Raw genomic sequence first — 22,966 nt, 5'->3', positions numbered from 1 at the left:
AACGGCCTTCGACAAGCCAGATGCGATCGGTGACAGGGATTCTTCGTGGCTTCGTGGCTTTGTGTCTTCGTGCGAAAAAATGGCGTGCGCCGCCCGAATAAGAAGCGGGGTCCGGAAGGGACCCGGACCCCGTTCGTTCAAGCGCGGCGGCTCAGGCCGCTTTCTTGCTGTCGTCGACCAACGACGGCTTGCCGCCGCCGATCGCGATCTTGTGCGGTTTCATCGCGTCGGGCACTTCGCGCACCAGGTCGATGGTGAGCAGCCCGTCGGCAAGGTCGGCCTTGTCGACGCGGACGAAGTCGGCGAGCTGGAAGCGGCGCTCGAAGGCGCGCGTCGCGATACCGCTATAGAGCAGCTTGCGCTCCTCGCCTTCCTTCGCGGGCGCCTTGCGGCCGCTGACCGTCAGCATATTCTGCTGGGCGGTAATGTCGATCTCGTCATTCTTGAATCCTGCCACCGCAACGGTGATGCGGAAATGGTCGTCGGCGATCTTTTCGATGTCGAAGGGCGGGTAATTTTCCGCCGCGCCGCTGTTTTCGAGGAAATCGAACAAACGGTCGAATCCGACCGTCGAGCGGCGATAGGGGGTCCAGTCGAAACTGTTACGCATGATGCATTCCTTCCTTGTTCCAAAGCGAAGTCATGGGGCGGCGGCATGTGCCACAGCCTCGCCCGGTCCCGTTTCGGCAACCGGGTAAAACCAAAAATGGTAACGTCTGAAACCGTTTCAAGAGGGGCGGTGGTCCTCCCCGTCCGCGCGCGCTATGGGGCGGCGAATCGCGCGTACGGGCGCCCCTTTCAGGAAGGAAGACAATGCCGCAGCTCATCCTCATCCGTCACGGCCAGTCGCAGTGGAATCTCGAAAACCGCTTCACCGGCTGGTGGGACGTCGACGTCACCGAAAAGGGCGCGGCCGAGGCGTGGGCGGCGGGCGAATTGATGAAGGAAAAGGGGATCGCGCCGACGACCTGCTTCACCTCGGTCCAGACGCGCGCGATCAAGACGCTGAACCTCGCGCTCGAGGCGATGGGGCGGCTGTGGCTCCCGGTGACCAAGGACTGGCGGCTCAACGAGCGTCATTATGGCGGGCTCACCGGCCTCGACAAGGCCGAGACGGCGGCGAAACATGGCGACGAACAGGTCAGGATCTGGCGCCGCAGCTTCGACACCCCGCCGCCGCCGCTCGAGGCGGGCTCGCCTTATGATCTGTCGGGCGACCCGCGCTACGCCGGCATCGACATCCCGGTGACCGAGAGCCTGAAAGACACGATCGCGCGCGTGCTGCCCTATTATGAGAGCGCGATTGCGCCCGAACTCAGGGCCGGAAAGACCGTGCTGATCTCGGCGCATGGCAACAGCCTGCGCGCGCTGGTCAAGCATCTGTCGGGAATTTCGGACGCCGACATCACCGGCCTCGAAATCCCGACCGGCCAGCCGATCGTCTATGACCTCGCCGACGATCTCAGCGCGCGCGAACGCTATTATCTCAGCGAGCGGTGAGCGGACTTTCGCGATCCTTCACCTTGCGTTCTCGCATATTTTCGACATGATGTCAGAAAATTGCCGGGGGCGGTGACTTGCATAGAACAGGGTGGATATGGCTGGCGCTGGCGCCGATGATGGCGCCCGCACCGGCAAGGGCCGAGAATGACCAGGTCCAGCGGGGGCCGACGCCGGAATGGGTGATTCCGTCCGACCTGATGTCGGTGCCCGACGACGCGACAGGTCTGATTTTTGTCCGCCGACAGGATATCGTCGCGCATTTGGACGATCGCGGGCAGGCGCAATATCTTGGCTACCGGATGCGGCTCCTCCATCCCAACGCCCTGCAGCTCGGCAATATCTCGATCGCCTGGAACCCGGTGTCGGGACCGCCAGTCGTCCACATGATCAACGTGCATCGCGATGGCGCTACGATCGACGTCCTCAAAAACGCGTCTTTCGAGATATTGCGCCGCGAGGACCAGCTCGAGGCGGCGATGCTGGACGGCGTTCTGACGGCCGTATTGCGCGTGCCTGACCTGCGTGTCGGCGACGAACTCGAGGTCGGACTGACGACACGGTCGGACGACCCCACGATGGCGAACAATGATTCGGGCTTGCTCTTCCTTCTGTCCAGCCCGCAAGCGGGCCGGTTCCGCCTCGGGCTGAGCTGGGATGAAGGGTATAAGCCGCATGTTCGGATGACCCCCGACATGGCGGCCGTCGCACGGAATGGCGGTCGCAGCGTCGATTTCCTGTTCGACAATCCGGCGACGCTGACGCCGCCAAAGGATGCGCCGGCCCGCTATCAGTGGCAGCGGATCGTCGAATATAGCGATTTCGATGACTGGGCGGCGGTATCAAGGCATTTCGCGCCGCTCTATGCCAAGGCTGCGCGCATTCCCGAGGGGTCCCTGCTCAAGCTTGAAGCGCAGCGAATCGCCGCGGCCCATGCGAACCCGCTCGACCGGGGGGCCGCTGCGCTCAAGCTGGTCCAGCAGGACGTCCGCTATATCTATGTCGGTCTGGGGGACGGAAATCTGACCCCTGCTACGGCCGAAGAAACCTGGCAGCGCCGCTATGGCGATTGCAAGGCCAAGACCGCCTTGCTGATGGGATTGCTCGCCGAATTGGGAATCGAGGCGGAGGCCGTCGTCGTCAATAATCAGAGGAACGACGATGCGTTCGACGAGCGGCTCCCGAATCCGGGATTGTTCGATCATGTCCTCGTCCGTGCGCGGATCGACGGGAAGCAATATTGGATGGACGGCACGCTGCCGCCCGTCGCGATCCCTGCGCTCGATCCGGTAATCGACTATCGGTGGGTCCTGCCGCTCAGCGCGCGCGGCAGCAATCTGGAAAAGCGCGAATGGCGACCGGCCGAAAGGCCCGACGAAATCAACCTGTATGAGATTGATGCGCGCGCCGGTTTCGACCAGCCGGCGCGGGTGACCAGCACGACCATCACGCGCGGCATTGCCGGGCTTCAGCAACAGGCGCTCCTGTCGGGGTTGAGCGCCGATCAGTTGCTTACCGGGCTACGCCAGCAATTCGTGGGCAGCACCTGGCAGACGGTTGACGATGCGAAGTTGAGCTACGACGAAAAGTCCGGAGCGAGCATCCTGACCATCGTCGGCAAGTGGGAGGTCGACTGGGAGGACGATGGCGATGGAGCGCGGTCGCTCGCGCTGCCTGGCGGCGGATTCAATCCGCCCGAAAAGCGGGTTCGGCCCGCCGACCAGAATCAGGATCTGCCTTTTTTCAACGAGCCCCGCTTCAACTGCTACGTGACGACGGTCCGCCCGCCCTCGACGACGACGGCGGCGAACTGGACATACAAATCCGGCTTCGACACTCACATCTTCGGCCAGAACTATTATCGCGCTTTCGATATTCGCGACGGGTCGATACGGATGGTTCGCGGCTTTCGCGTCGAGAATATGGAGATAGATGCAGCCAGCGCGCGCCGGGACAATGGACGGATTGCGTCCTTTGACAACAGCAAGGGCTGGATATTCTATGCGCCGGAGGGCGGAGCCGCACCGAGTTCGGCGCGCAAGCTGGTGCCTGCCACCTATGATTTCGACTGGACCGCCGACAATGTCCCGTGCCTGTCGGCGGCCGCCCTCAATCGCGCAGCAGCTCGTTGATCCCGGTCTTGGCGCGCGTCTGTGCGTCGACGCGCTTGACGATCACCGCGCAATAGAGCGACGGCCCCGGCGTCCCGTCGGGCAGCGGCTTGCCCGGCAGCGATCCCGGCACGACCACCGCATAGGCGGGCACCTCGCCGATAAAGACCTCGCCCGTGGCGCGGTCGACGATCCTGGTCGAGGCGCCCAGATAGACGCCCATCGACAGCACCGCGCCCTCGCGCACGATCACGCCCTCGGCGACCTCGGCGCGCGCGCCGATGAAGGCGCCGTCCTCGATCACGACGGGGCCGGCTTGCAGCGGTTCGAGCACGCCGCCGATCCCCGCGCCGCCCGACAGGTGGACGTTCGCGCCGATCTGCGCGCAGCTGCCCACGGTCGCCCAGGCGTCGACCATCGACCCTTCGCCGACATGAGCGCCGATATTGACGAAGCTCGGCATCAGCACCGCGCCCTTGCTGATATAGGCGCCGCGGCGAACGATCGACCCGGGAACCGCGCGAAAGCCCGCCGCGCGGAAATGGTTCGCGCCCCAGCCCGCGAATTTCGACGGCACCTTGTCCCACCAGGTCGCGCCGCCCGGCCCGCCCTCGATGATCTCCATGTCATTGAGGCGGAACGACAGCAGCACGGCCTTCTTGAGCCATTGATTGACCTGCCACGCTCCATCGGCATCGCGGGCCGCGACACGAAAGCTGCCGTCGTCGAGCCCGGCGATGGCCGTCTCTACCGCTTCGCGCACCGCACCCTGCGTCGCCAGCCCCAGCGTGTCGCGGGCCTCCCATGCGGCTTCGATGGTGGCTTGCAGGTCGGTGCTCATGAAATTCCCCAGGGTTGCGGCAAAGAGTCGAGCCAGTCGCCGATGTCGTTCACATGGAAATCGACATGGTCCGGCAGGTGGCCGCGATGGCCGCTTTCGCTGCCATTGTCCAGCCACACGGTCGTCATTCCCAGCGCTTTCGCCGGGGTCAGGTTGCGCGCCATATCCTCGACGAACAGGCTGCGCTCCGGATCGATCCCCAGATGGCCGACCATGCTGTCATAGGCCGCGGCCTCGGGCTTGGGGGTATAGGCGGTGATGCGAATGTCACAGATTCCGTCGAACAGGTCGGCGATCCCGCGCGCTTCGAGGACGCGGGCGGCATAGTCGGCGTCGGCGTTGGTGAAGATCAGCCGCCGCCCGGGCAGGCGTTCGAGCCCGGCGCGCAGCCGCGCGTCGGGGGTCAGCCGGTCGAGCGCGATATTGTGGACATAGCGCAGGAAATCCTCGGGATCGACGCCGTGGTGACGCATCAGTCCCGCCATCGTCGTGCCATGATCGTGGAAATAGTGCTTCTGCACCCGCCGCGCCTCTTCGGCATCGCAGCCGAGCAGCCGCATGATGAACGCGCCCATGCGTTCGTCGATCAGGTCGAACAGCCGCGCCGACGGGTGATAGAGCGTGTTGTCCAGATCGAAGATCCAGCTGTCGATATGGTCGATGCGCGGGGCCATGCCGCGGCGCTTAGGGATTCGGGCGCTCGGGGGCAAGCGCCGCGCGCAGCCGCATCCACTGCGCCAGCTTCGCGTCAAAGCCGACCGTATTCGCGGCGCTGCTCGACGGCAGGTCGATGAGCGTTACCCGCCCGGGATTGCCGATCTGCCGCCGCCCGATCGCCGCCGCCTTGCCGCCGTTGAACGCGACCATCCGAAGCGCGGGGAGGCTCGCGACCAGTTCGGCAAGGTCATGCGCCTCGGCCTCGCGGATGTCACCGTCGCTGCTCGTGCGCCGCTTGGCGCTGCGGATCACGTCCCACAGGCCGACGCGCGCTGCGGCGAGCGCGGCGAGCCGCGCCTGATAGTCGAGGGCCGCGAGCGGCTGGCCGGTCACCGCGCCGAGCAGCCGCCAGAACTGGTTCGTCGGATGCGCATAATAGCGGCGTTCGGCGAGCGAGCGGGCGCCCGGCAGGCTGCCGAGAATCAGCAGCCGCGCGTCGGCGGCGACGTGCGGCGCGAAGCTGGCGTGGCGGACGGCGGGCATCGGGCCTTCGCTATCCGCCGGATTTCCGGGCCGCAACCCGCTTATCGCTTGACCGGCGAGGGAATCGGAGCTAGGGGCGCCCCCGTTCGAAAGCGGCGGACTTCTGCCGGTTCGGATCACAACAGCGCTTGAACATTGCTGGCGCGGATGGAGCCTCCGGAAGATCAGGACGATCTGCCGGGGTCTTTTGCTGTTACAAGGTCGGCCGTTTTCGCCCTTTCGGGGCGGTCGGGGCCGGAGCTTCATCCTCACGCGGTAGAGTAACCGTTCGCTCCGATGGGCGGACATTTGAAGGTGAAGCATTCATGCCCACGATCAACCAGCTGGTCCGCAAGGGCCGGACGCCGCAAAAGGCGAAGTCCAAGGTCCCGGCGATGGAAGCGAACCCGCAGAAGCGCGGCGTTTGCACCCGTGTCTATACGACGACCCCGAAAAAGCCGAACTCGGCGCTCCGCAAGGTGGCCAAGGTCCGTCTGACCAACGCCCGCGAAGTCATTTCCTACATCCCCGGCGAAGGCCACAACCTGCAGGAACACAGCGTCGTGCTGATCCGCGGCGGCCGCGTGCGCGACCTTCCCGGCGTGCGCTACCACGTCCTGCGCGGCGTGCTCGACACCCAGGGTGTGAAGGACCGCAAGCAGAGCCGTTCGAAGTACGGCGCGAAGCGTCCGAAATAAGGACCGCTTTTTCGGCTATTTGATCATCCCGCGAGGCGCATCGCCCGGGATGCTGTTGTAAAGGAATATCCCATGGCTCGTCGTCGTCGTCCCGAACGCCGCGAAATCCTGCCCGATCCCCGTTTCGGGGATGTCGTGCTGTCCAAATTCATGAACAGCGTCATGCTCGACGGCAAGAAGTCCGTCGCCGAAAGCATCGTCTATGGCGCATTGGAAGCGGTCGAAGCCCGCGCGAAGAAGGAACCGCTCGGCGTGTTCCACGAAGCGCTCGCCAACATCCGCCCGAGCATCGAAGTGCGCAGCCGCCGCGTCGGCGGCGCGACCTATCAGGTCCCCGTCGAGGTCCGCCCCGACCGCGCGCAGGCGCTCGCGATCCGCTGGCTGATCACCGCGGCGCGCAACCGCAGCGAAACGACGATGGCCGCGCGCCTGTCGGGCGAGCTGCTCGATGCGTCGAACAACCGCGGCAACGCCGTGAAGAAGCGCGAAGACACGCACCGCATGGCGGAAGCGAACCGCGCCTTCTCGCACTACCGCTGGTAATTGCACGGACGCTCCGGCGTCTCGCAATCGCAACAAATCTTCCTATATCGGGGGCGGCCCTTCCGGCCTCCCCCAAAACCCAAGGAAAAGATCATGGCACGCAGCCATCCGCTCGAACGCTATCGCAATTTCGGTATCATGGCGCACATCGACGCCGGCAAGACCACGACGACCGAGCGCATCCTCTATTACACTGGCAAGTCCTACAAGATCGGCGAAGTCCATGACGGCGCCGCGACGATGGACTGGATGGAGCAGGAGCAGGAACGCGGGATCACCATCACCTCTGCGGCGACCACCTGCCTGTGGAAGGCCGACGAGGGCAAGGGACCCGAGCATCGCCTGAACATCATCGACACCCCCGGACACGTCGACTTCACCATCGAGGTCGAGCGCAGCTTGCGCGTCCTCGACGGCGCGGTCGCGGCGTTCGACGGCGTGGCGGGCGTCGAGCCGCAGTCGGAAACCGTGTGGCGCCAGGCCGAGAAATATCGCGTTCCGCGCATGTGCTTCATCAACAAGCTCGACCGCACCGGCGCCGATTTCTATTATTGCGTCCAGACGATCATCGACCGCCTCGGCGCGGTGCCGGCGGTGCTCTATCTGCCGATCGGCGCCGAAGGCGACTTCAAGGGCCTCGTCGACCTGGCCAATGAGCGCGCGATCATCTGGAAGGACGAGAGCCTCGGCGCCGAATTCTTCTATGAAGAGATTCCCGCCGACCTCAAGGACAAGGCCGCCGAATATCGCGAAAAGCTCGTCGAGCTCGCCGTCGAGCAGGACGATGCCGCGATGGAAGCCTATCTCGAAGGCGAACTGCCCGATGTCGCGACGCTGAAGGCGCTGATCCGCAAGGGCACGCTCGCGCAGGCGTTCGTGCCCGTGCTGTGCGGCTCGGCGTTCAAGAACAAGGGCGTCCAGCCCCTGCTCGACGCGGTGGTCGACTATCTGCCGTCGCCGCTCGACATCCCCGACGTCCAGGGCATCAACCCCGACACCGAGGAAGCCGATTCGCGTCCGACCTCCGACTCGGCGCCGCTGTCGATGCTCGCGTTCAAGATCATGAACGACCCGTTCGTCGGCTCGCTCACCTTCGCGCGCATCTATTCGGGCACGCTCTCGAAGGGCACCTACCTCAATTCGGTGAAGGACAAGAAGGAAAAGATCGGCCGTATGCTCCTCATGCACGCCAACTCGCGTGAGGACATCGAAGAGGCTTATGCGGGCGACATCGTCGCGCTCGCCGGCCTCAAGGAAACCACGACGGGCGACACGATCTGCGCCTCGAACGCGCCGATCATCCTCGAGCGCATGGAATTCCCCGAGCCGGTGATCGAGCTGTCGGTCGAACCCAAGACCAAGGCCGACCAGGAAAAGATGGGCGTCGCGCTCAACCGCCTCGCCGCCGAGGACCCGAGCTTCCGCGTGTCGACCGACCATGAATCGGGTCAAACGATCATCAAGGGCATGGGCGAGCTTCACCTCGACATCCTCGTCGATCGCATGAAGCGCGAGTTCAAGGTCGAAGCGAATGTCGGTGCGCCGCAGGTGGCGTATCGCGAGAGCCTCGCGAAGCCGGTCGAGGTCGACTATACGCACAAGAAGCAGTCGGGCGGCTCGGGCCAGTTCGGCCGCGTCAAGGTGCAGGTCACCCCGGGCGAGCGCGGCAGCGGCATCACCTTCCTTGACGAGATCAAGGGCGGCAACATCCCGCGCGAATATATTCCGGCGGTCGAAAAGGGCTTCCGCGAATCGGCCGAGAACGGTCACATGATCGGCTTCCCGATCATCGACTTCGAGATCAAGCTGGTCGACGGCGCCTATCACGACGTCGACTCGTCGGCGCTGGCGTTCGAAATCGCCGGCCGTGCGGCGATGCGCGAAGTCGCGGCGAAGGCGGGCATCAAGCTGCTCGAGCCGGTGATGAAGGTCGAAGTCGTCACCCCCGAGGAGTTCATGGGCGACGTGATCGGCGACCTCAACAGCCGCCGCGGCCAGATCCAGGGCACCGACAGCCGCGGCAATGCGCAGGTGGTCGACGCGATCGTGCCGCTTGCGAATATGTTCGGCTACGTCAACCAGTTGCGCTCGTTCACCCAGGGCCGCGCGCAATATTCGATGCAGTTCTCGCACTATGAAGAAGTGCCGAGCAACGTCGCCGACGAAGTGAAGGCGAAGATGGCCTGACGGGACACGCCGCGCGGACTTGCGCCGCGCGGCAAGACCTACTAAGGGCGGCGCCTGATTCAGCAGGCTCGTCCGGGACTGATCAACTCAACACGCGAACAAGAAGGTTCAAAACATCATGGCTAAGGCTAAATTTGAGCGGACGAAGCCGCACTGCAACATCGGCACCATCGGTCACGTCGACCATGGCAAGACCTCGCTGACCGCAGCGATCTCGAAGGTTCTCGCGGAAACCGGCGGCGGCGCCGCGGTCGACTTCGCGAACATCGACAAGGCGCCCGAAGAGCGCGAGCGCGGCATCACCATCTCGACCGCCCACATCGAATATGAAACCGACGCGCGCCACTATGCGCACGTCGACTGCCCGGGTCACGCCGACTATGTGAAGAACATGATCACCGGCGCCGCGCAGATGGACGGCGCGATCCTCGTCGTGTCGGCCGCCGACGGCCCGATGCCGCAGACCAAGGAACACATCCTGCTCGCGAAGCAGGTCGGCGTTCCGACCATGGTCGTCTTCCTGAACAAGGTCGACCAGGTCGACGATCCCGAGCTGCTCGAGCTCGTCGAACTCGAAATCCGTGAAGAGCTTTCGAAGCGCGACTTCGACGGCGACAATATTCCGATCATCGCGGGTTCGGCACTCGCCGCCCTCGAAGGCCGCGACGACAACATCGGCAAGGAAGCCATCCTGAAGCTGATGGAAGCCGTCGACAGCTGGATTCCGCAGCCCGAGCGTCCGCTCGACAAGCCCTTCCTGATGCCGATCGAGGACGTGTTCTCGATCTCGGGTCGCGGCACCGTCGTCACCGGCCGCGTCGAGACCGGCGTGGTCAAGGTTGGTGAGGAAGTCGAAATCGTCGGCATCAAGGACACCAAGAAGACCACCGTCACCGGCGTCGAAATGTTCCGCAAGCTGCTCGATCAGGGCGAAGCCGGCGACAACATCGGTGCGCTGATCCGCGGCGTCGGCCGCGAAGAGGTGGAGCGTGGCCAGGTCCTCGCGAAGCCGGGCTCGATCACCCCGCACACCGAGTTCACCTCGGAAGTCTATGTCCTGTCGAAGGACGAGGGCGGCCGCCACACGCCCTTCTTTGCGAACTATCGTCCGCAATTCTACTTCCGCACCACCGACGTCACCGGCGAGGTCATCCTCCCCGAGGGCACCGAGATGGTGATGCCGGGCGACAACGTCCAGCTGTCGGTCAAGCTGATCGCCCCGATCGCCATGGACCAGGGCCTGCGCTTCGCGATCCGCGAAGGCGGCCGCACGGTCGGCGCAGGGGTTGTGGCTTCGATCACAAAGTAATATAGGGCCGCGAGCCGCGCGATTCGGACCGATTCGCGCGGCTCGTAGCTTTAGGAATTTCAATGGCCTTGCCGGCCTCCCTGCGGGGGCCGGCATGGGTCATTTCGGCTCTTTCGCATCGTCAGACGGGATTCGACTGGAACAGTCATGGAAACGCAGAATATTCGCATTCGCCTGAAGGCCTTTGATCACCGCGTGCTCGATCAGGCCACCACCGACATCGCCGACACGGCGCGTCGCACCGGAGCGCTTATTCGCGGCCCCATCCCGCTGCCGACGCGTATCGAGAAGTTCACCGTGAACCGCGGCCCGCACATCGACAAGAAGTCGCGCGAGCAGTTCGAGGTGCGCACCCACAAAAGGCTGCTCGACATTGTGCAGCCCACCCCGCAGACGGTCGACGCGCTGATGAAGCTCGACCTCGCCGCGGGCGTGAACGTCGAGATCAAGTTGGCCTAAACGCCAGCGCCGCCCCGGACCGTCGGTTCGGGGTCTCTATCGGCAGGCCGGTTCGCCGCCTGCGCAGACGATAGGGTGGATACCGCCGGTCGCTTCCATCGGAAGCATCAACGACCGGGCTGCGTCCCCCGTCTCGCCGCTTCTCCCTCGGGATGGCGGCACCTCAGCCCGGACGGGGCGATGTATCGAGATTTCGGGCTGGGAGGGTTCCGTAGAGGCTTGCCTCGCCGGGTCCCGCAAGCCGTGCGGAATGGTCCGCCCGGCCTCTGTTGAGGAGTTAAGATCATGCGCACTGGCGTGATCGCGAAGAAAATGGGGATGACCCGCCTGTTTCAGGACGACGGACGCCATGTGCCCGTCACCGTCCTGAGCCTCGAAGGCTGCCAGGTCGTCTCCGTGCGCGATAAGGAACGCGACGGCTATGTGGCGGTCGCACTGGGTGCCGGCTCGGCGAAGGCGAAGAATGTCGCCAAGCCGCAGCGTGGCGCCTATGGCAAGGCCGAGGTGGAGCCGAAGGCGAAGGTCGCGGAATTCCGCGTCGCCGACGATGCCGCCCTCGACGTCGGTGCCGAGCTGTCAGCCGACCATTTCGTCGCTGGCCAGATGGTCGACATCCAGGGCGTCACCCAGGGCAAGGGTTTCGCCGGTGCGATGAAGCGTTGGGGTTTCGGCGGTATGCGCGCCAGCCACGGCGTCTCGATCAGCCACCGTGCGCATGGTTCGACGGGTAACCGGCAGGATCCGGGCCGCGTCTTCAAGAACAAGAAGATGGCCGGCCACATGGGCGCGCGCAACCGCACCCAGCAGAATCTCGAAATCGTCCGCACCGACGTCGAGCGCGGCCTCCTCTTCGTCAAGGGCTCGGTCCCCGGCTCGAAGGGCGGCTGGCTGATGGTCCGCGATGCGGTCAAGCTGCCGCGCCACCCCGATGCCCCCTATCCGGCGGGCCTGAAGAGCGCGGCGAACAGCAACCAGCAAGCCCCGGCTGACGCGCCGGTCGAAACGCCGGCCGAAGACGCCGTCGTCGACACCGCGGCCACCGACGGCGCACAGGAGTCCTGATCATGAAGGTCAAGGTTCAGACCATCGACGGCAAGGCCGGCGCCGACATCGACCTCAACGACGAGGTCTTCGGCGTCGATCCGCGCGCCGACATCCTGCACCGCGTCGTCGCCTGGCAGCTCGAAAAGCGCCGCGCTCCCGCGCGTGCCGCGCGCGAGCGCAGCGACGTTGCCCGCACCGGCAAGAAATTCGGTCGCCAGAAGGGCGGCGGCACCGCGCGTCACGGCGACCGCAAGGCCCCGATCTTCATCGGCGGCGGCAAGGCGCACGGCCCGCGGGCGCGCACCTTCGGCCACTCGCTGAACAAGAAGATCCGCGCCCTCGGCCTCAAGATGGCTTTGAGCGACAAGGCGAAGGGCGGCAAGCTCGTCGTTCTCGACACGCTCGAACTCAAGGACGCAAAGACGAAGGCGCTCGCCGGCAAGCTCGGCAAGCTCGACCTCGGGGGCCGCGCGCTCTTCATCGACGGCGACGCCGTTCACGACAGCTTCGTCAAGGCGTCGGCGAACATCGTCGGTGTCGACGCGCTGCCCGCGATCGGTGCCAACGTCTATGACATCATGCGCGCCGACACGCTGGTCCTGACCCGCGCGGCGGTCGAAAAGCTGGAGGCACGCTGCAATGGCTAAGGCAAAAACCATCGAAGCGCGTCACTATGACGTGATCCTGTCGCCGGTGATCACCGAAAAGTCGACGCTGCTCAGCGAAAATGACGCGGTCGTTTTCCGCGTCGCGAACGACGCGACGAAGCCCGCGATCAAGGCGGCGGTCGAAGCGCTGTTCGACGTCAAGGTCGTCAGCGTCAACACGCTCGTCACCAAGGGCAAGACCAAGCGCTGGAAGGGCAAGCCCTACACGCGCAGCGACGTGAAGAAGGCGATCGTCCGCCTGGCCGAAGGCCAGTCGATCGACGTCACCACGGGCGTCTGAGCGCGCACGGGAAGGCAAAGAAAATGGCACTCAAATCCTATAATCCGACCAGCCCCGCGCAGCGCGGCCTGATCCTGATCGACCGGTCGAACCTGTGGAAGGGCAAGCCCGTCAAGGCGCTGACCGAAGGCAAGACCAAGACCGGCGGCCGCAACAACAAGGGCCATGTCACGTCGCGCGGTATCGGCGGCGGTCACAAGCAGCGCTATCGCGTCGTCGATTTCAAGCGCCGCAAGTGGGGCATGCCCGCGACCGTCGAGCGGCTCGAATATGACCCGAACCGCACCGCCTTCATCGCGCTGATCAAATATGAGGACGGCACCCTCGCCTATATCCTCGCGCCGCAGCGCCTGGGCGTCGGCGACACGGTGATCGCCGACAAGAAGACCGACGTGAAGCCGGGCAATGCGATGGAACTCGCGCAGATGCCGGTCGGCACGATCGTCCACAATATCGAGATGAAGCCGGGCAAGGGCGGCCAGATCGCCCGCTCGGCCGGCACCTATGCACAGGTCGTCGGCCGCGACCGCGGCCTCGTCATCGTGCGTCTCGGCTCGGGCGAGCAGCGCTATATCCGCGGCGAGTGCATGGGCACGGTCGGTGCGGTGTCGAACCCCGACAACACCAACCAGACGCTGGCGAAGGCCGGCCGTCGCCGCTGGATGGGCAAGCGCCCGCTGACCCGCGGCGTCGCCAAGAACCCGGTCGACCACCCGCACGGCGGTGGTGAAGGCCGCACCTCGGGCGGCCGCCATCCGGTGACCCCGTGGGGCAAGCCGACCAAGGGCGCCCGCACGCGCAACAACAAGCAGACCGACAAGATGATCATCCGGTCGCGTCACGCGAAGAAGAAGAGGTAAGTCATGGCTCGCTCGGTCTGGAAGGGTCCGTTCGTGGACCTTCATCTTCTCAAGAAAGCCGAAGCGGCTCAGGACGGCGGCAGCTCTGCCCCGATCAAGACCTGGTCGCGTCGCTCCACCATCCTGCCGCAGTTCGTCGGCCTGACCTTCAACGTCTACAACGGCCGCAAGTTCGTGCCGGTGTCGGTGAACGAGGACATGGTCGGCATGAAGCTGGGTGAATTTGCGCCGACGCGCTTCTTCCCCGGCCACGCGGCCGACAAGAAGGGCAAACGCTAATGGGCAAGGAAAAGTCCCCCCGCCGCGTTGCGGACAATGAGGCGCTTTCGGTCGGCACGCAGATCCGCGGCTCGGCGCAGAAGCTGAACCTCGTCGCCGCGCTGATCCGCGGCCGCAAGGTCGAAGACGCGATGAACATCCTCGCTTTCTCGAAGCGGGCGATGGCGGTCGACGTGCGCAAGGTTCTGGCCAGCGCCGTCGCCAACGCGGAAAACAACCACAACCTCGACGTCGACGCGCTCGTCGTCAAGGAAGCGAGCGTCGGCAAGGCGTTCACGATGAAGCGCTGGCACGCACGCGGCCGCGGCAAATCGACCCGCATCGAAAAGCCGTTCAGCCGCATCCGCATCGTCGTGCGCGAACAGGAAGAAGAGGCGTAAGATGGGCCAGAAGAGCAATCCGATCGGCCTGCGCCTGCAGGTTAACCGCACCTGGGACAGCCGCTGGTTCGCCGAAGGGCAGGACTATGGCCGTATGCTGGTCGAGGATCTGAAGATCCGCAAGTTCATCTTCAAGGCGCTGCCGCAGGCCGCGATCTCGAAGGTGGTGATCGAGCGTCCCGCGAAGCTGTGCCGCGTGTCGATCTATGCCGCCCGCCCGGGCGTCATCATCGGCAAGAAGGGCGCCGACATCGAAAAGCTGCGCAAGACGCTCGGCGAGATGACGGGCAGCGACGTGTCGCTGAACATCGTCGAGATCCGCAAGCCCGAAGTCGACGCCAAGCTCGTCGCGCAGGGCATTGCCGACCAGCTCGAGCGCCGCGTGGCGTTCCGCCGCGCGATGAAGCGCGCGGTGCAGTCGGCGATGCGCCTCGGCGCCGAGGGCATCCGGATCAACTGCGCCGGCCGTCTCGGCGGCGCGGAAATCGCGCGCACCGAATGGTATCGCGAAGGCCGCGTGCCGCTGCACACGCTGCGCGCCAATGTCGACTATGCCGAGGCCGAAGCCCACACCGCCTATGGCGTGTGCGGGATCAAGGTCTGGATCTTCAAGGGCGAGATCCTCGGCCATGACCCGATGGCGACCGACCGGCTGATGCTCGACGCACAGACGTCGGGCGTGCGCCCGGCGCGCGATGACCGCCGCTAAGGAACGCTGACATGCTGCAACCGAAGAAAACCAAGTTCCGCAAGGCCTTCAAGGGCCGCATCCACGGCAATGCCAAGGGCGGCACCAGCCTGAACTTCGGCTCCTACGGGCTGAAGGCGATGGAACCCGAGCGCATCACCGCGCGCCAGATCGAAGCGGCCCGCCGCGCGATCAGCCGTGCGATCAAGCGCCAGGGCCGTTTGTGGATCCGCGTGTTCCCCGACGTCCCCGTGTCGTCGAAGCCCGCCGAAGTCCGTATGGGCAAGGGCAAGGGTTCGCCGGAATTCTGGGCCGCGCGCGTCAAGCCCGGCCGTATCCTGTTCGAACTCGACGGCGTCCCCGGCCCGGTGGCCGCGCTGGCGTTCGAACGCGCGGCGATGAAGCTGCCGATCAAGACGAAGGTCGTCGCCCGCCTCGGCGACACCTCGCACCTGGAGGGTTGAGGGCCATGGCCAAGACCGAAGATGTGACCAAGAAGACCGACGACCAGCTGGCCGAACAGCTGGGCGAGCTGAAGCGCGAGGCGTTCAACCTGCGCTTTCAGGCCGCCACCGGCCAGCTCGAAAAGGCGTCGCGGGTCAAGGACGTGCGGCGCTCGATCGCCCGCATCAAGACCGAGCAGACCGCGCGCGTTCGCGCGGCTGCCGCGAAGTAAGGAGACTGTCATGCCGAAGCGCATTCTGACCGGCACGGTGGTGTCCGACAAGGGCGACAAGACCGTCGTGGTGAAAGTCGAACGGAAGGTGAAGCACCCGCTCTACGGGAAGATCATCCGCCGCTCGAAGAAATATCACGCCCACGATGAGGACAACGCCATCAAGGCCGGCGAAACCGTCCGCATCGAGGAAACGAAGCCCTATTCGAAGCTGAAGACGTGGAAGGTTCTCGACAAGGTCGAAACCTCGACCAAGCCGAAGGCCGCCGCGGCTCCGGGCGAAGTCGAAGCGTAAGAGATTCACGGAACCGCCGGGACGGCCCGGTAGGCCAAGGAAGAAGGAAATGCATCGATGATCCAGATGCAGTCACAATTGGAAGTCGCCGACAACAGCGGCGCGAAGCGCGTCCAGTGCATCAAGGTGCTGGGCGGGTCGAAGCGTCGCACCGCCGGCGTCGGCGACGTCATCGTCGTGTCGATCAAGGAAGCGCAGCCGCGCGGCAAGGTGAAGAAGGGCGACGTGCATCGCGCCGTCATCGTCCGCACCGCCAAGGACGTGCGCCGCGCCGACGGCTCGGTGATCCGTTTCGACAGCAACGCCGCCGTGCTCGTCAACAAGAATGAAGAGCCGATCGGCACCCGTATCTTCGGCCCCGTCGTCCGCGAACTGCGCGGCCGCGGTTATATGAAGATCATCAGCCTGGCGCCGGAGGTGCTTTGACCATGGGTATGGCCAAGATCAAGAAGGGTGACACCGTCGTCGTCCTGTCCGGCAAGGACAAGGGCAAGACCGGCGAAGTGACGCAGAGCCTGCCGAAGGACGGCAAGGTCGTCGTCGCGGGCGTCAACATCATCACCCGCCACAAGAAGCCGAGCCAGCAGGACCCGCAGGGCGGCCTCGAGCGCAAGGAAGCGCCGCTTCACGTCAGCAAGGTCGCGGTTGCCGACCCCAAGACGGGCAAGCCGACGCGCGTCCGCTTCGAAACCAGGGACGGCAAGAAGGTCCGTGTGGCCGTGAAGTCCGGGGAGACCATCAATGGCTGACAAATACACCCCGCGCATGAAGTCGCTCTATGACGACAAGATCGTCAAGGCGATGACCGAGAAATTCGGTTACAAAAATGCGATGGAAGTCCCGAAGATCGAGAAGATCACGCTCAACATGGGCGTGGGCGACGCGGTTCAGGACAAGAAGAAGGTCGAGACCGCCGCTTCGGAAATGGAGCTGATCGCGGGGCAGAAGCCCGTGATCACCAAGGCGAAGAAGTCGATTGCGGGCTTCAAGCTGCGCGAAGGCATGCCGATCGGCTGCAAGGTCACGCTGCGCCGCGAACGCATGTACGAGTTCCTCGATCGCCTGATCACGATCGCGATGCCGCGCATCCGCGACTTCCGCGGCGTGTCGGCGAAGAGCTTCGACGGCCGCGGCAACTATGCGCTCGGTCTCAAGGAACAGATCATCTTCCCCGAGATCAACTATGACCGCATCGACACGGTGCGCGGCATGGACGTGATCGTCACCACCACCGCTCGCACGGATGAAGAGGCCCGCGAACTGCTCCGGCTGTTCGGCTTCCCCTTCCCGATCGAAGCGCAGGAAAAGGAAGCCGCCTGATTCCCGCTGGGAAACAGGCCGTGCTCTCTCAAGAAGGAAAGAGAACTTAAGTCATGGCGAAACTGAGTTCGGTGAACAAGAACGAGCGTCGCAAGAAGCTGGTGAAGAAATATGCCGGCCGCTACGCGAAGCTGAAGGCCATTGCGGCCGACACCTCGCTCGACGATGGCGAGCGCCTGATCGCGCGCCTGAAGATGGCGGAAATCCCGCGCAACGGCAACCCGACCCGCATCCGCAACCGGTGCGAGCTGACGGGCCGTCCGCGCGCCTATTATCGCAAGTTCCGGCTTTGCCGTGTGCAGCTCCGCGATCTGGCCAACAAGGGCCTGATCCCCGGTGTTGTGAAGTCGAGCTGGTAAGGAAGACGCAAGATGGCAATGACCGATCCTTTGGGTGATATGCTCACCCGCATCCGCAACGGCCAGCAGGCGAAGAAGGACAGCGTCCTGACGCCGGCTTCGACCTTGCGCGTCCGCGTTCTCGATGTGCTCCAGCGCGAAGGCTATATCCGCGGCTACAGCGAAGAAATGCTGGGCGCCAAGGGCCAGCACAAGGGCATCCGCATCGAGCTCAAATATTTCGAGGGCCAGCCGGCGATCCGCCACGTGGCCCGCGTCTCGAAGCCTGGCCGCCGCGTCTATTCGGGCTCGAAAGAGCTGCCGATCGTGCGCAACGGGCTGGGCATCACCATCGTGTCGACGCCGCGCGGCGTGCTCTCGGACGCCGAGGCGCGCGAGCACAATGTCGGCGGCGAAGTGCTGGCGGAGGTGTTCTGATGTCGCGCATCGGTAAAAAGGCAGTCGCGATCCCCGGCGGTGTCACCGCCGCGATCGACGGCGGCGAGCTGTCGGTGAAGGGTCCGAAGGGCACGCTGGCGATGCCGCTGTCCGACCTCATCAAATATGAAGTCGGCGAGGGTGCCATTTCGGTCCAGCCCGCGAACGACAGCCGCGAAGCGCGCGCCTTCTGGGGCATGCAGCGCACGCTGGTGCAGAATCTCGTCACGGGCGTGACCGAGGGCTTCACCAAGGTGCTCGAGATCAGCGGCGTCGGCTATCGCGCCAATTCGCAGGGCAAGACGCTGAAGCTGCAGCTCGGCTACAGCCACGATGTCGATTTCGCGGTGCCCGAGGGCATCGAGATCAAGACGCCGGACAATACGACGATCGAGATCAGCGGCATCGACAAGCAGAAGGTCGGCCAGGTCGCGGCGGAAATCCGCCGTTGGCGCAAGCCCGAACCCTATAAGGGCAAGGGCATCAAATATCGCGGCGAGTACATCTTCCGCAAAGAAGGCAAGAAGAAGTAAGCCATGGCACATCTTACCCCTTTCGAAAAACGCCGCCAGCGCGTGCGTACCGCGCTCCGCAAGCGTGCCGCCGGCCGTCCGCGCCTTTCGGTGCATCGCTCGGGCCGTCACATCTATGCGCAGCTCATTGATGACGCCGCCGGCACGACGCTGGCCGCGGCTTCGACGCTCGACAAGGATGTCCGCGGCAAGGTTTCCGGCGCGACCGCCGCGGCGGCCGCCGACGTCGGCAAGCGCCTTGCCGAAGCCGCGAAGAAGGCGGGCGTGACGCAGGTCGTGTTCGACCGTGGCGGCTTCCTGTTCCACGGGCGCATCAAGGCGCTGGCCGACGCGGCCCGTGAAGGCGGATTGGAGTTTTAATGATGGCAGACGAAGTTCAGAACGCCGAAGGCGCGCCCGAGGCGACGACCGAAAACACCGGTGCCCCGGCGCGCCGTGGCCGTGGCGGCCGCGACGGCGGACGCGGCGGCCGTGACGGTGGCCGCGGCCGCCGCGACGATCGTCGCCCGCGCGACGAGGATGGCGGCGAAGAGCTGATCGAGAAGCTCGTCCACATCAACCGCGTCTCGAAGACGGTGAAGGGCGGCAAGCGCTTCGGTTTCGCGGCGCTCGTCGTCGTCGGCGACGGCAAGGGCCGCGCAGGCTTCGGCCACGGCAAGGCCCGCGAGGTTCCCGAAGCGATTTCGAAGGCGACCGCCGCGGCGAAGAAGGCGATGATCCGCGTTCCGCTGCGCGACGGCCGCACGCTGCATCACGACGGTCGCGGCCACTTCGGCGCGGGCAAGGTGACGCTGCGTTCGGCGCCTGCCGGGACCGGCATCATCGCCGGCGGTCCGATGCGCGCCGTGTTCGAATCGCTGGGCGTTGCCGATGTGGTGACCAAGTCGGTCGGCACGTCGAACCCCTATAACATGATCCGCGCGACCTTCGAGGCGCTCGGCGAGCAGACCAGCCCGAAGGCGGTTGCGCAGCGTCGCGGCAAGAAGGTGTCGGACCTCATCAAGCGCGGCGGTGCGTCCGATCGCGCGGCCGAGGCCGAAGCCGCGGCGGTGACGGAGTAAGACCATGGCCGACAAGACAATCAAGATTCGCCAGATCGGCTCGCCGATCCGCCGGCCGAAGGACCAGCGTGCCATCCTGACCGGGCTCGGGCTCGGCAAGATGCACCGCGAGGTCGAGCTGGTCGACACCCCCGAAGTGCGCGGCATGCTCCGCAAGGTGCCGCACATGGTGGAAATCGTCGAGGGCTGAGCCGCGATGAAGCTCTATCGCCTGTTGACCGGTCCCGACGACAGCGCCTTTTGCGCCCGCGTCGAGGGGCTGCTCAACCGGGGATGGCAGCTTCATGGCAGCCCCTCGATCACCAATGTCGATGGCCGCGGCTATGTCGCCCAGGCCATCGTGATGGAAAAGGCGGGACCCTATACGGGGTTCCAGCCTTCGAGCGAAATCGAACCGGACTGACAAGCGTCGGTCCATAGCGCGAACACAGCGAAAGCGAGTGCAACATGACGATCAAACTGAACGACCTTCGTGACAATAACGGTGCCCGCAAGGGCCGGATGCGCGTCGGACGCGGCATCGGCTCGGGCAAGGGCAAGACCGCCGGCCGCGGCCAGAAGGGCCAGAAGGCGCGCAGCGGCGTCGCGATCAACGGCTTCGAGGGCGGCCAGATGCCGCTCCACATGCGCATCCCGAAGCGCGGCTTCAACAATATCTTCGCCAAGGATTTCGCGATCGTGAACCTCGGTCAGGTGCAGAAGCTGGTCGATGCGAAGAAGCTCGATCCGAAGAAGACCGTCGATCACGGCGCGCTGAAGGCCGCGGGCGTCGCGCGCGGCGGCAAGGACGGTGTCCGTCTGCTCGCCAAGGGCGAACTGACCGCCAAGCTGAATTTCGCCGTCGCCGGCGCGTCGAAGGGCGCGATCGAGGCGGTCGAAAAGGCCGGCGGCAAGGTCGAACTGCCTGCCGCTCCGGCTGAGGAAGCCAAGGGCGAGTGAACCGACTCACCCCTCCCCTTCAGGGGAGGGGCAACGAGACTTGCGAGCTCGCTCGCTAGTCGCAGTGGGGTGGTGCCCTCGGGCTTGGCATAAGGCCGCGCACACCGCCCCCAACCCCTCCTCCGAAGAGGACGGGCTTAAATGAGGGCCTTTCCCCTTGCGCTTCGTGCCCTCCGAACGCACATAGGCGCCCGGGTCGCGGGGGGCGCGGTCCGCACTCGAGGAAAGATACCATGGCCTCTCGCGCCGATCAGCTTGCTTCCAACCTCAATTTTTCGAAGTTCGGCCAGGCGACCGAACTCAAGAAGCGTATCTGGTTCACGATCGGCGCGCTGATCGTCTTCCGCTTCCTGTCCTTCGTGCCGCTGCCCGGCGTCGATCCCGTCGCGCTGTCGAACCTTTATTCGCAGGCGGCGTCGGGCGGTGTCCTCGACATCTTCAACACCTTTTCGGGCGGCAGCCTCGAGCGGATGAGCATCATCGCGCTCGGCGTCATGCCCTATATTACCGCTTCGATCGTCGTTCAGCTCGCCGCTGCGCTGTCCCCCAGCCTCGCCGCGCTCAAGAAGGAGGGCGAAAGCGGGCGCAAGAAGCTCAACCAATATACGCGCTACGGCACCGTCGCGCTGACCGCGATCCAGGGTTATTTCATCGCCGTGGGGCTCGAAACGCTCGGGGCGAGCCAGGGGATCGCCGCGGTCGTCGACCCCGGCATGATGTTCCGCATCGGTGCGGTCATCTCGATCGTCGGCGGCACGCTCTTCCTGATGTGGCTCGGCGAGCAGATCACCAGCCGCGGCATCGGCAACGGCGTTTCGCTGATCATCATGGCGGGCATCCTCGCGCAGCTGCCGCGCAGCTTTGCGCAGATGTTCACGCAGGTGCGCGAAGGCTCGATGGGCGGCGGCACCGTCGTCGCGGTGATCGGCGGCGCGATCGTCATCATCGCGTTCATCAGCTTCATGGAGCGTGCGCAGCGCCGCGTGCTCGTCCAATATCCGAAGCGCGCGACCCAGCGGGGGGTGATGCAGGCCGACCGCAGCCATTTGCCGCTCAAGGTCAACACCGCGGGCGTGATTCCGCCGATCTTCGCTTCGTCGCTGCTCCTGATGCCGCTCACCGTCACGCAGATGCTCGGCAACCGCGTATCGGGCGAATCGGCGTGGGGCGATTTCCTGATCACGCTCAACCAATATCTCGCGCACGGCCAGCCGCTCTATATGGCGCTCTATGCCGGCGGCATCATCTTCTTCTGCTTCTTCTACGTCGCGGTCGTCTTCAACCCTGAGGAAACCGCCGACAATCTGAAGCGGCAGAATGGCTTCATCCCCGGCATCCGCCCGGGCAAGAACACCGCCGCCTATCTCGATTTCGTGCTGACGCGCATCACCGTGATCGGCGCGATCTATCTGGCGCTGATCTGCCTCGTGCCCGAATATTTCATCGCCGGATCGGGACTGCCCTTCCAGCTCGGCGGCACCAGCCTGCTGATCATCGTCAACGTCACGATCGACACGATCACCCAGATCCAGAGCCACATGCTCGCGCATCAATATGGCGACCTGATCAAGAAGGCCAAATTGAAGGGCGGCGTTGCACGGCGCTGATCACTCGGTTACGGCCGAAGCGAAGGTGCAACGGGAGACAGGGGCTTTCATGACGCTGAACATCATCCTGCTTGGCCCGCCGGGCGCGGGCAAGGGGACGCAGGCCGCGCGGCTCGAGGAAGAGCATGGCATGGTCCAGCTGTCGACCGGCGACATGCTGCGCGCCGCGGTCAAGGCGGGCACGCCGACGGGATTGCAGGCGAAAGCGGTGATGGACGCGGGCGAACTGGTGTCGGACTCGATCGTCTCGGGCCTGATCGGCGAGCGGCTCGACGCGCTCGGCCCCGACGTCTCGGTGATCTTCGACGGCTATCCGCGGACCGCTGCGCAGGCCGAGGCGCTCGACGCGCTCCTCGCCGAGCGCGGGCGCAAGCTCGACCATGTGATCGAGCTGGTGGTCGAGGAGGATGCGCTCGTCGATCGCATCACCGGCCGCTTTTCCTGCGCGAAATGCGGCGCGGGCTATCACGACCGTTACAAGCTGCCGAAGGTCGAAGGCACCTGCGACGTGTGCGGCAGCCACGAGTTCAAGCGCCGCCCCGACGACAATGAGGAAACGGTGCGCACGCGGATGGCCGAATATCGCGGCAAAACCGCGCCGATCCTGCCGATCTACGAGGAACGCGGCATCGTGACCCACGTTGACGGCATGGCGCCGATCGACGAGGTCAACGACGCGATCGAAACGATCCTCGCGACCGCGACCGCCTGAAGGCGCTCTGGTCAGTCCCCC

Annotated in this window: 34 protein-coding genes; 30 read left to right on the top strand and 4 right to left on the bottom strand. The window is 65.0% G+C overall.

The genetic code is table 11. The features are described 5' to 3' along the window. Positions 1-151: 151 nt before the first annotated feature. Positions 152-610, bottom strand: coding sequence for an Hsp20 family protein (locus tag CHB69_RS11025; RefSeq protein WP_089216054.1), 459 nt, complete (start codon positions 608-610; stop codon positions 152-154). Positions 611-813: 203 nt separating this feature from the next. Here CHB69_RS11025 and gpmA point away from each other — a divergent pair, with 203 nt between their 5' ends. Both gpmA and CHB69_RS11015 read left to right on the top strand, forming a co-directional pair. After that, on the top strand, positions 814-1,500 hold the full coding sequence (gene gpmA / locus CHB69_RS11020; RefSeq protein WP_089216053.1) for a 2,3-diphosphoglycerate-dependent phosphoglycerate mutase: 687 nt from the start codon (positions 814-816) through the stop codon (positions 1,498-1,500). A gap of 116 nt (positions 1,501-1,616) precedes the next feature. Then, the gene (locus tag CHB69_RS11015) at positions 1,617-3,632 is read left to right on the top strand and encodes a DUF3857 domain-containing transglutaminase family protein (RefSeq protein WP_245836716.1); all 2,016 of its coding nucleotides are present in this window, start codon (positions 1,617-1,619) and stop codon (positions 3,630-3,632) included. Here CHB69_RS11015 and dapD read toward each other — a convergent pair. Genes dapD through CHB69_RS11000 form a run of 3 tightly spaced genes read right to left on the bottom strand, consistent with a single transcriptional unit; the run spans position 3,610 to position 5,652 of the window. Next, complete coding sequence (dapD, locus tag CHB69_RS11010; protein ID WP_089216052.1) at positions 3,610-4,452, bottom strand: 2,3,4,5-tetrahydropyridine-2,6-dicarboxylate N-succinyltransferase; 843 nt, start codon at positions 4,450-4,452, stop codon at positions 3,610-3,612. The genes CHB69_RS11015 and dapD overlap by 23 nt on opposite strands. Beyond that, positions 4,449-5,126 (bottom strand): pyrimidine 5'-nucleotidase, encoded by a 678-nt coding sequence (locus tag CHB69_RS11005; protein WP_089216051.1) that lies wholly within the window; start codon positions 5,124-5,126, stop codon positions 4,449-4,451. Before CHB69_RS11005 ends, dapD begins: the two co-directional genes overlap by 4 nt. 10 nt (positions 5,127-5,136) lie before the next feature. Then, complete coding sequence (locus CHB69_RS11000) at positions 5,137-5,652, bottom strand: DNA-deoxyinosine glycosylase (protein WP_089216132.1); 516 nt, start codon at positions 5,650-5,652, stop codon at positions 5,137-5,139. A 305-nt stretch (positions 5,653-5,957) separates the two neighbouring features. Between CHB69_RS11000 and rpsL the strand changes: the two genes are divergently transcribed. The 28 genes from rpsL to CHB69_RS10860 all read left to right on the top strand — a co-directional run bounded on the left by rpsL (position 5,958) and on the right by CHB69_RS10860 (position 22,945). Beyond that, entirely contained in the window at positions 5,958-6,329 is a 372-nt protein-coding gene (gene rpsL / locus CHB69_RS10995; protein ID WP_089216050.1) for a 30S ribosomal protein S12, read from the top strand. Between the two features lie 72 nt (positions 6,330-6,401). After that, positions 6,402-6,872 carry a 30S ribosomal protein S7 gene (rpsG, locus tag CHB69_RS10990; protein ID WP_089216049.1) on the top strand — a complete coding sequence of 157 codons (471 nt, stop codon included), beginning with the start codon at positions 6,402-6,404 and terminating at the stop codon, positions 6,870-6,872. 93 nt (positions 6,873-6,965) lie between these two features. Then, positions 6,966-9,059 carry an elongation factor G gene (fusA, locus tag CHB69_RS10985; RefSeq protein ID WP_089216048.1) on the top strand — a complete coding sequence of 698 codons (2,094 nt, stop codon included), beginning with the start codon at positions 6,966-6,968 and terminating at the stop codon, positions 9,057-9,059. 118 nt (positions 9,060-9,177) lie between these two features. Then, positions 9,178-10,368, top strand: coding sequence for an elongation factor Tu (gene tuf, locus CHB69_RS10980; protein ID WP_089216047.1), 1,191 nt, complete (start codon positions 9,178-9,180; stop codon positions 10,366-10,368). Between the two features lie 147 nt (positions 10,369-10,515). Next, positions 10,516-10,827 carry a 30S ribosomal protein S10 gene (gene rpsJ / locus CHB69_RS10975; RefSeq protein ID WP_011543089.1) on the top strand — a complete coding sequence of 104 codons (312 nt, stop codon included), beginning with the start codon at positions 10,516-10,518 and terminating at the stop codon, positions 10,825-10,827. Between the two features lie 285 nt (positions 10,828-11,112). Further along, positions 11,113-11,889, top strand: coding sequence for a 50S ribosomal protein L3 (rplC, locus tag CHB69_RS10970; RefSeq protein WP_089216046.1), 777 nt, complete (start codon positions 11,113-11,115; stop codon positions 11,887-11,889). Between the two features lie 2 nt (positions 11,890-11,891). Then, positions 11,892-12,518 carry a 50S ribosomal protein L4 gene (rplD, locus tag CHB69_RS10965; RefSeq protein ID WP_089216045.1) on the top strand — a complete coding sequence of 209 codons (627 nt, stop codon included), beginning with the start codon at positions 11,892-11,894 and terminating at the stop codon, positions 12,516-12,518. Continuing rightward, positions 12,511-12,819 carry a 50S ribosomal protein L23 gene (locus tag CHB69_RS10960; RefSeq protein ID WP_089216044.1) on the top strand — a complete coding sequence of 103 codons (309 nt, stop codon included), beginning with the start codon at positions 12,511-12,513 and terminating at the stop codon, positions 12,817-12,819. The genes rplD and CHB69_RS10960 overlap by 8 nt, the downstream gene beginning before the upstream one ends. Before the next feature lie 23 nt (positions 12,820-12,842). Continuing rightward, positions 12,843-13,679 (top strand): 50S ribosomal protein L2, encoded by an 837-nt coding sequence (gene rplB, locus CHB69_RS10955; protein WP_089216043.1) that lies wholly within the window; start codon positions 12,843-12,845, stop codon positions 13,677-13,679. Positions 13,680-13,682: 3 nt separating this feature from the next. Then, the gene (rpsS, locus tag CHB69_RS10950) at positions 13,683-13,958 is read left to right on the top strand and encodes a 30S ribosomal protein S19 (protein WP_003042215.1); all 276 of its coding nucleotides are present in this window, start codon (positions 13,683-13,685) and stop codon (positions 13,956-13,958) included. Then, positions 13,958-14,338, top strand: a complete 381-nt coding sequence (gene rplV, locus CHB69_RS10945; protein WP_089216042.1) for a 50S ribosomal protein L22 — start codon at positions 13,958-13,960, stop codon at positions 14,336-14,338. The genes rpsS and rplV overlap by 1 nt, the downstream gene beginning before the upstream one ends. A gap of 1 nt (position 14,339) precedes the next feature. Then, positions 14,340-15,047 (top strand): 30S ribosomal protein S3, encoded by a 708-nt coding sequence (gene rpsC / locus CHB69_RS10940; RefSeq protein ID WP_089216041.1) that lies wholly within the window; start codon positions 14,340-14,342, stop codon positions 15,045-15,047. 11 nt (positions 15,048-15,058) lie between these two features. Beyond that, a complete protein-coding gene (gene rplP / locus CHB69_RS10935) occupies positions 15,059-15,490 on the top strand; it encodes a 50S ribosomal protein L16 (protein ID WP_089216040.1) in 432 nt (143 codons plus the stop codon). A gap of 5 nt (positions 15,491-15,495) precedes the next feature. Further along, positions 15,496-15,702, top strand: coding sequence for a 50S ribosomal protein L29 (gene rpmC / locus CHB69_RS10930; RefSeq protein WP_089216039.1), 207 nt, complete (start codon positions 15,496-15,498; stop codon positions 15,700-15,702). A 10-nt stretch (positions 15,703-15,712) separates the two neighbouring features. Then, a complete protein-coding gene (gene rpsQ, locus CHB69_RS10925) occupies positions 15,713-15,997 on the top strand; it encodes a 30S ribosomal protein S17 (protein WP_089216038.1) in 285 nt (94 codons plus the stop codon). A 57-nt stretch (positions 15,998-16,054) separates the two neighbouring features. Continuing rightward, positions 16,055-16,423, top strand: a complete 369-nt coding sequence (gene rplN, locus CHB69_RS10920) for a 50S ribosomal protein L14 (protein WP_011543078.1) — start codon at positions 16,055-16,057, stop codon at positions 16,421-16,423. Positions 16,424-16,425: 2 nt separating this feature from the next. After that, the gene (rplX, locus tag CHB69_RS10915; RefSeq protein WP_089216037.1) at positions 16,426-16,746 is read left to right on the top strand and encodes a 50S ribosomal protein L24; all 321 of its coding nucleotides are present in this window, start codon (positions 16,426-16,428) and stop codon (positions 16,744-16,746) included. Further along, positions 16,739-17,317 (top strand): 50S ribosomal protein L5, encoded by a 579-nt coding sequence (gene rplE / locus CHB69_RS10910; protein ID WP_089216036.1) that lies wholly within the window; start codon positions 16,739-16,741, stop codon positions 17,315-17,317. Before rplX ends, rplE begins: the two co-directional genes overlap by 8 nt. A 53-nt stretch (positions 17,318-17,370) precedes the next feature. Continuing rightward, positions 17,371-17,676: a 30S ribosomal protein S14 gene (gene rpsN, locus CHB69_RS10905; protein WP_058454356.1), complete on the top strand. Its 306-nt coding sequence runs from the start codon at positions 17,371-17,373 to the stop codon at positions 17,674-17,676. Positions 17,677-17,688: 12 nt separating this feature from the next. After that, positions 17,689-18,093, top strand: coding sequence for a 30S ribosomal protein S8 (gene rpsH, locus CHB69_RS10900; protein ID WP_089216035.1), 405 nt, complete (start codon positions 17,689-17,691; stop codon positions 18,091-18,093). Further along, a complete protein-coding gene (rplF, locus tag CHB69_RS10895) occupies positions 18,093-18,626 on the top strand; it encodes a 50S ribosomal protein L6 (RefSeq protein ID WP_089216034.1) in 534 nt (177 codons plus the stop codon). The genes rpsH and rplF overlap by 1 nt, the downstream gene beginning before the upstream one ends. Positions 18,627-18,629: 3 nt before the next feature. Beyond that, positions 18,630-18,986: a 50S ribosomal protein L18 gene (gene rplR, locus CHB69_RS10890; protein WP_089216033.1), complete on the top strand. Its 357-nt coding sequence runs from the start codon at positions 18,630-18,632 to the stop codon at positions 18,984-18,986. A 2-nt stretch (positions 18,987-18,988) separates the two neighbouring features. Continuing rightward, a complete protein-coding gene (rpsE, locus tag CHB69_RS10885) occupies positions 18,989-19,687 on the top strand; it encodes a 30S ribosomal protein S5 (protein ID WP_089216032.1) in 699 nt (232 codons plus the stop codon). Between the two features lie 4 nt (positions 19,688-19,691). Beyond that, entirely contained in the window at positions 19,692-19,877 is a 186-nt protein-coding gene (gene rpmD, locus CHB69_RS10880) for a 50S ribosomal protein L30 (RefSeq protein ID WP_089216031.1), read from the top strand. 6 nt (positions 19,878-19,883) lie between these two features. Beyond that, positions 19,884-20,090, top strand: a complete 207-nt coding sequence (locus CHB69_RS10875; protein WP_089216030.1) for a DUF1737 domain-containing protein — start codon at positions 19,884-19,886, stop codon at positions 20,088-20,090. 44 nt (positions 20,091-20,134) lie between these two features. Next, positions 20,135-20,626, top strand: a complete 492-nt coding sequence (gene rplO, locus CHB69_RS10870; protein WP_089216029.1) for a 50S ribosomal protein L15 — start codon at positions 20,135-20,137, stop codon at positions 20,624-20,626. A gap of 233 nt (positions 20,627-20,859) precedes the next feature. Further along, a complete protein-coding gene (gene secY / locus CHB69_RS10865; RefSeq protein WP_089216028.1) occupies positions 20,860-22,233 on the top strand; it encodes a preprotein translocase subunit SecY in 1,374 nt (457 codons plus the stop codon). 49 nt (positions 22,234-22,282) lie between these two features. Further along, on the top strand, positions 22,283-22,945 hold the full coding sequence (locus CHB69_RS10860; protein ID WP_170935522.1) for an adenylate kinase: 663 nt from the start codon (positions 22,283-22,285) through the stop codon (positions 22,943-22,945). Positions 22,946-22,966: the final 21 nt, after the last annotated feature.

It is taken from the genome of Sphingopyxis indica (assembly GCF_900188185.1).
Taxonomy (GTDB): Bacteria; Pseudomonadota; Alphaproteobacteria; order Sphingomonadales; family Sphingomonadaceae; genus Sphingopyxis; species Sphingopyxis indica.
Note: the sequence above shows the minus strand (reverse complement) of the source record. Positions and strands in the feature narration are given on the sequence as shown.

Excerpts from the sequence above, each read along its gene's own strand:
- rplX (WP_089216037.1), top strand. The coding sequence starts at position 16,426 with ATGGGTATGGCCAAGATCAAGAAGGGTGACACCGTCGTCGTCCTGTCC.
- CHB69_RS10875 (WP_089216030.1), top strand. The coding sequence starts at position 19,884 with ATGAAGCTCTATCGCCTGTTGACCGGTCCCGACGACAGCGCCTTTTGC.
- rpsS (WP_003042215.1), top strand. The coding sequence starts at position 13,683 with ATGGCTCGCTCGGTCTGGAAGGGTCCGTTCGTGGACCTTCATCTTCTC.
- rpsC (WP_089216041.1), top strand. The coding sequence starts at position 14,340 with ATGGGCCAGAAGAGCAATCCGATCGGCCTGCGCCTGCAGGTTAACCGC.
- rpsQ (WP_089216038.1), top strand. The coding sequence starts at position 15,713 with ATGCCGAAGCGCATTCTGACCGGCACGGTGGTGTCCGACAAGGGCGAC.
- dapD (WP_089216052.1), bottom strand. The coding sequence starts at position 4,452 with ATGAGCACCGACCTGCAAGCCACCATCGAAGCCGCATGGGAGGCCCGC.
- rpsE (WP_089216032.1), top strand. The coding sequence starts at position 18,989 with ATGGCAGACGAAGTTCAGAACGCCGAAGGCGCGCCCGAGGCGACGACC.
- rplV (WP_089216042.1), top strand. The coding sequence starts at position 13,958 with ATGGGCAAGGAAAAGTCCCCCCGCCGCGTTGCGGACAATGAGGCGCTT.
- CHB69_RS11025 (WP_089216054.1), bottom strand. The coding sequence starts at position 610 with ATGCGTAACAGTTTCGACTGGACCCCCTATCGCCGCTCGACGGTCGGA.
- rpmC (WP_089216039.1), top strand. The coding sequence starts at position 15,496 with ATGGCCAAGACCGAAGATGTGACCAAGAAGACCGACGACCAGCTGGCC.
- rpsG (WP_089216049.1), top strand. The coding sequence starts at position 6,402 with ATGGCTCGTCGTCGTCGTCCCGAACGCCGCGAAATCCTGCCCGATCCC.
- gpmA (WP_089216053.1), top strand. The coding sequence starts at position 814 with ATGCCGCAGCTCATCCTCATCCGTCACGGCCAGTCGCAGTGGAATCTC.
- rplB (WP_089216043.1), top strand. The coding sequence starts at position 12,843 with ATGGCACTCAAATCCTATAATCCGACCAGCCCCGCGCAGCGCGGCCTG.
- rpsN (WP_058454356.1), top strand. The coding sequence starts at position 17,371 with ATGGCGAAACTGAGTTCGGTGAACAAGAACGAGCGTCGCAAGAAGCTG.
- CHB69_RS11000 (WP_089216132.1), bottom strand. The coding sequence starts at position 5,652 with ATGCCCGCCGTCCGCCACGCCAGCTTCGCGCCGCACGTCGCCGCCGAC.
- rpmD (WP_089216031.1), top strand. The coding sequence starts at position 19,692 with ATGGCCGACAAGACAATCAAGATTCGCCAGATCGGCTCGCCGATCCGC.
- CHB69_RS10960 (WP_089216044.1), top strand. The coding sequence starts at position 12,511 with ATGGCTAAGGCAAAAACCATCGAAGCGCGTCACTATGACGTGATCCTG.
- CHB69_RS11015 (WP_245836716.1), top strand. The coding sequence starts at position 1,617 with ATGATGGCGCCCGCACCGGCAAGGGCCGAGAATGACCAGGTCCAGCGG.
- rplC (WP_089216046.1), top strand. The coding sequence starts at position 11,113 with ATGCGCACTGGCGTGATCGCGAAGAAAATGGGGATGACCCGCCTGTTT.
- rplP (WP_089216040.1), top strand. The coding sequence starts at position 15,059 with ATGCTGCAACCGAAGAAAACCAAGTTCCGCAAGGCCTTCAAGGGCCGC.
- secY (WP_089216028.1), top strand. The coding sequence starts at position 20,860 with ATGGCCTCTCGCGCCGATCAGCTTGCTTCCAACCTCAATTTTTCGAAG.
- rpsL (WP_089216050.1), top strand. The coding sequence starts at position 5,958 with ATGCCCACGATCAACCAGCTGGTCCGCAAGGGCCGGACGCCGCAAAAG.
- CHB69_RS10860 (WP_170935522.1), top strand. The coding sequence starts at position 22,283 with ATGACGCTGAACATCATCCTGCTTGGCCCGCCGGGCGCGGGCAAGGGG.
- fusA (WP_089216048.1), top strand. The coding sequence starts at position 6,966 with ATGGCACGCAGCCATCCGCTCGAACGCTATCGCAATTTCGGTATCATG.
- rplN (WP_011543078.1), top strand. The coding sequence starts at position 16,055 with ATGATCCAGATGCAGTCACAATTGGAAGTCGCCGACAACAGCGGCGCG.
- rplE (WP_089216036.1), top strand. The coding sequence starts at position 16,739 with ATGGCTGACAAATACACCCCGCGCATGAAGTCGCTCTATGACGACAAG.
- rplR (WP_089216033.1), top strand. The coding sequence starts at position 18,630 with ATGGCACATCTTACCCCTTTCGAAAAACGCCGCCAGCGCGTGCGTACC.
- CHB69_RS11005 (WP_089216051.1), bottom strand. The coding sequence starts at position 5,126 with ATGGCCCCGCGCATCGACCATATCGACAGCTGGATCTTCGATCTGGAC.
- rplO (WP_089216029.1), top strand. The coding sequence starts at position 20,135 with ATGACGATCAAACTGAACGACCTTCGTGACAATAACGGTGCCCGCAAG.
- rpsH (WP_089216035.1), top strand. The coding sequence starts at position 17,689 with ATGGCAATGACCGATCCTTTGGGTGATATGCTCACCCGCATCCGCAAC.
- rplF (WP_089216034.1), top strand. The coding sequence starts at position 18,093 with ATGTCGCGCATCGGTAAAAAGGCAGTCGCGATCCCCGGCGGTGTCACC.
- tuf (WP_089216047.1), top strand. The coding sequence starts at position 9,178 with ATGGCTAAGGCTAAATTTGAGCGGACGAAGCCGCACTGCAACATCGGC.
- rpsJ (WP_011543089.1), top strand. The coding sequence starts at position 10,516 with ATGGAAACGCAGAATATTCGCATTCGCCTGAAGGCCTTTGATCACCGC.
- rplD (WP_089216045.1), top strand. The coding sequence starts at position 11,892 with ATGAAGGTCAAGGTTCAGACCATCGACGGCAAGGCCGGCGCCGACATC.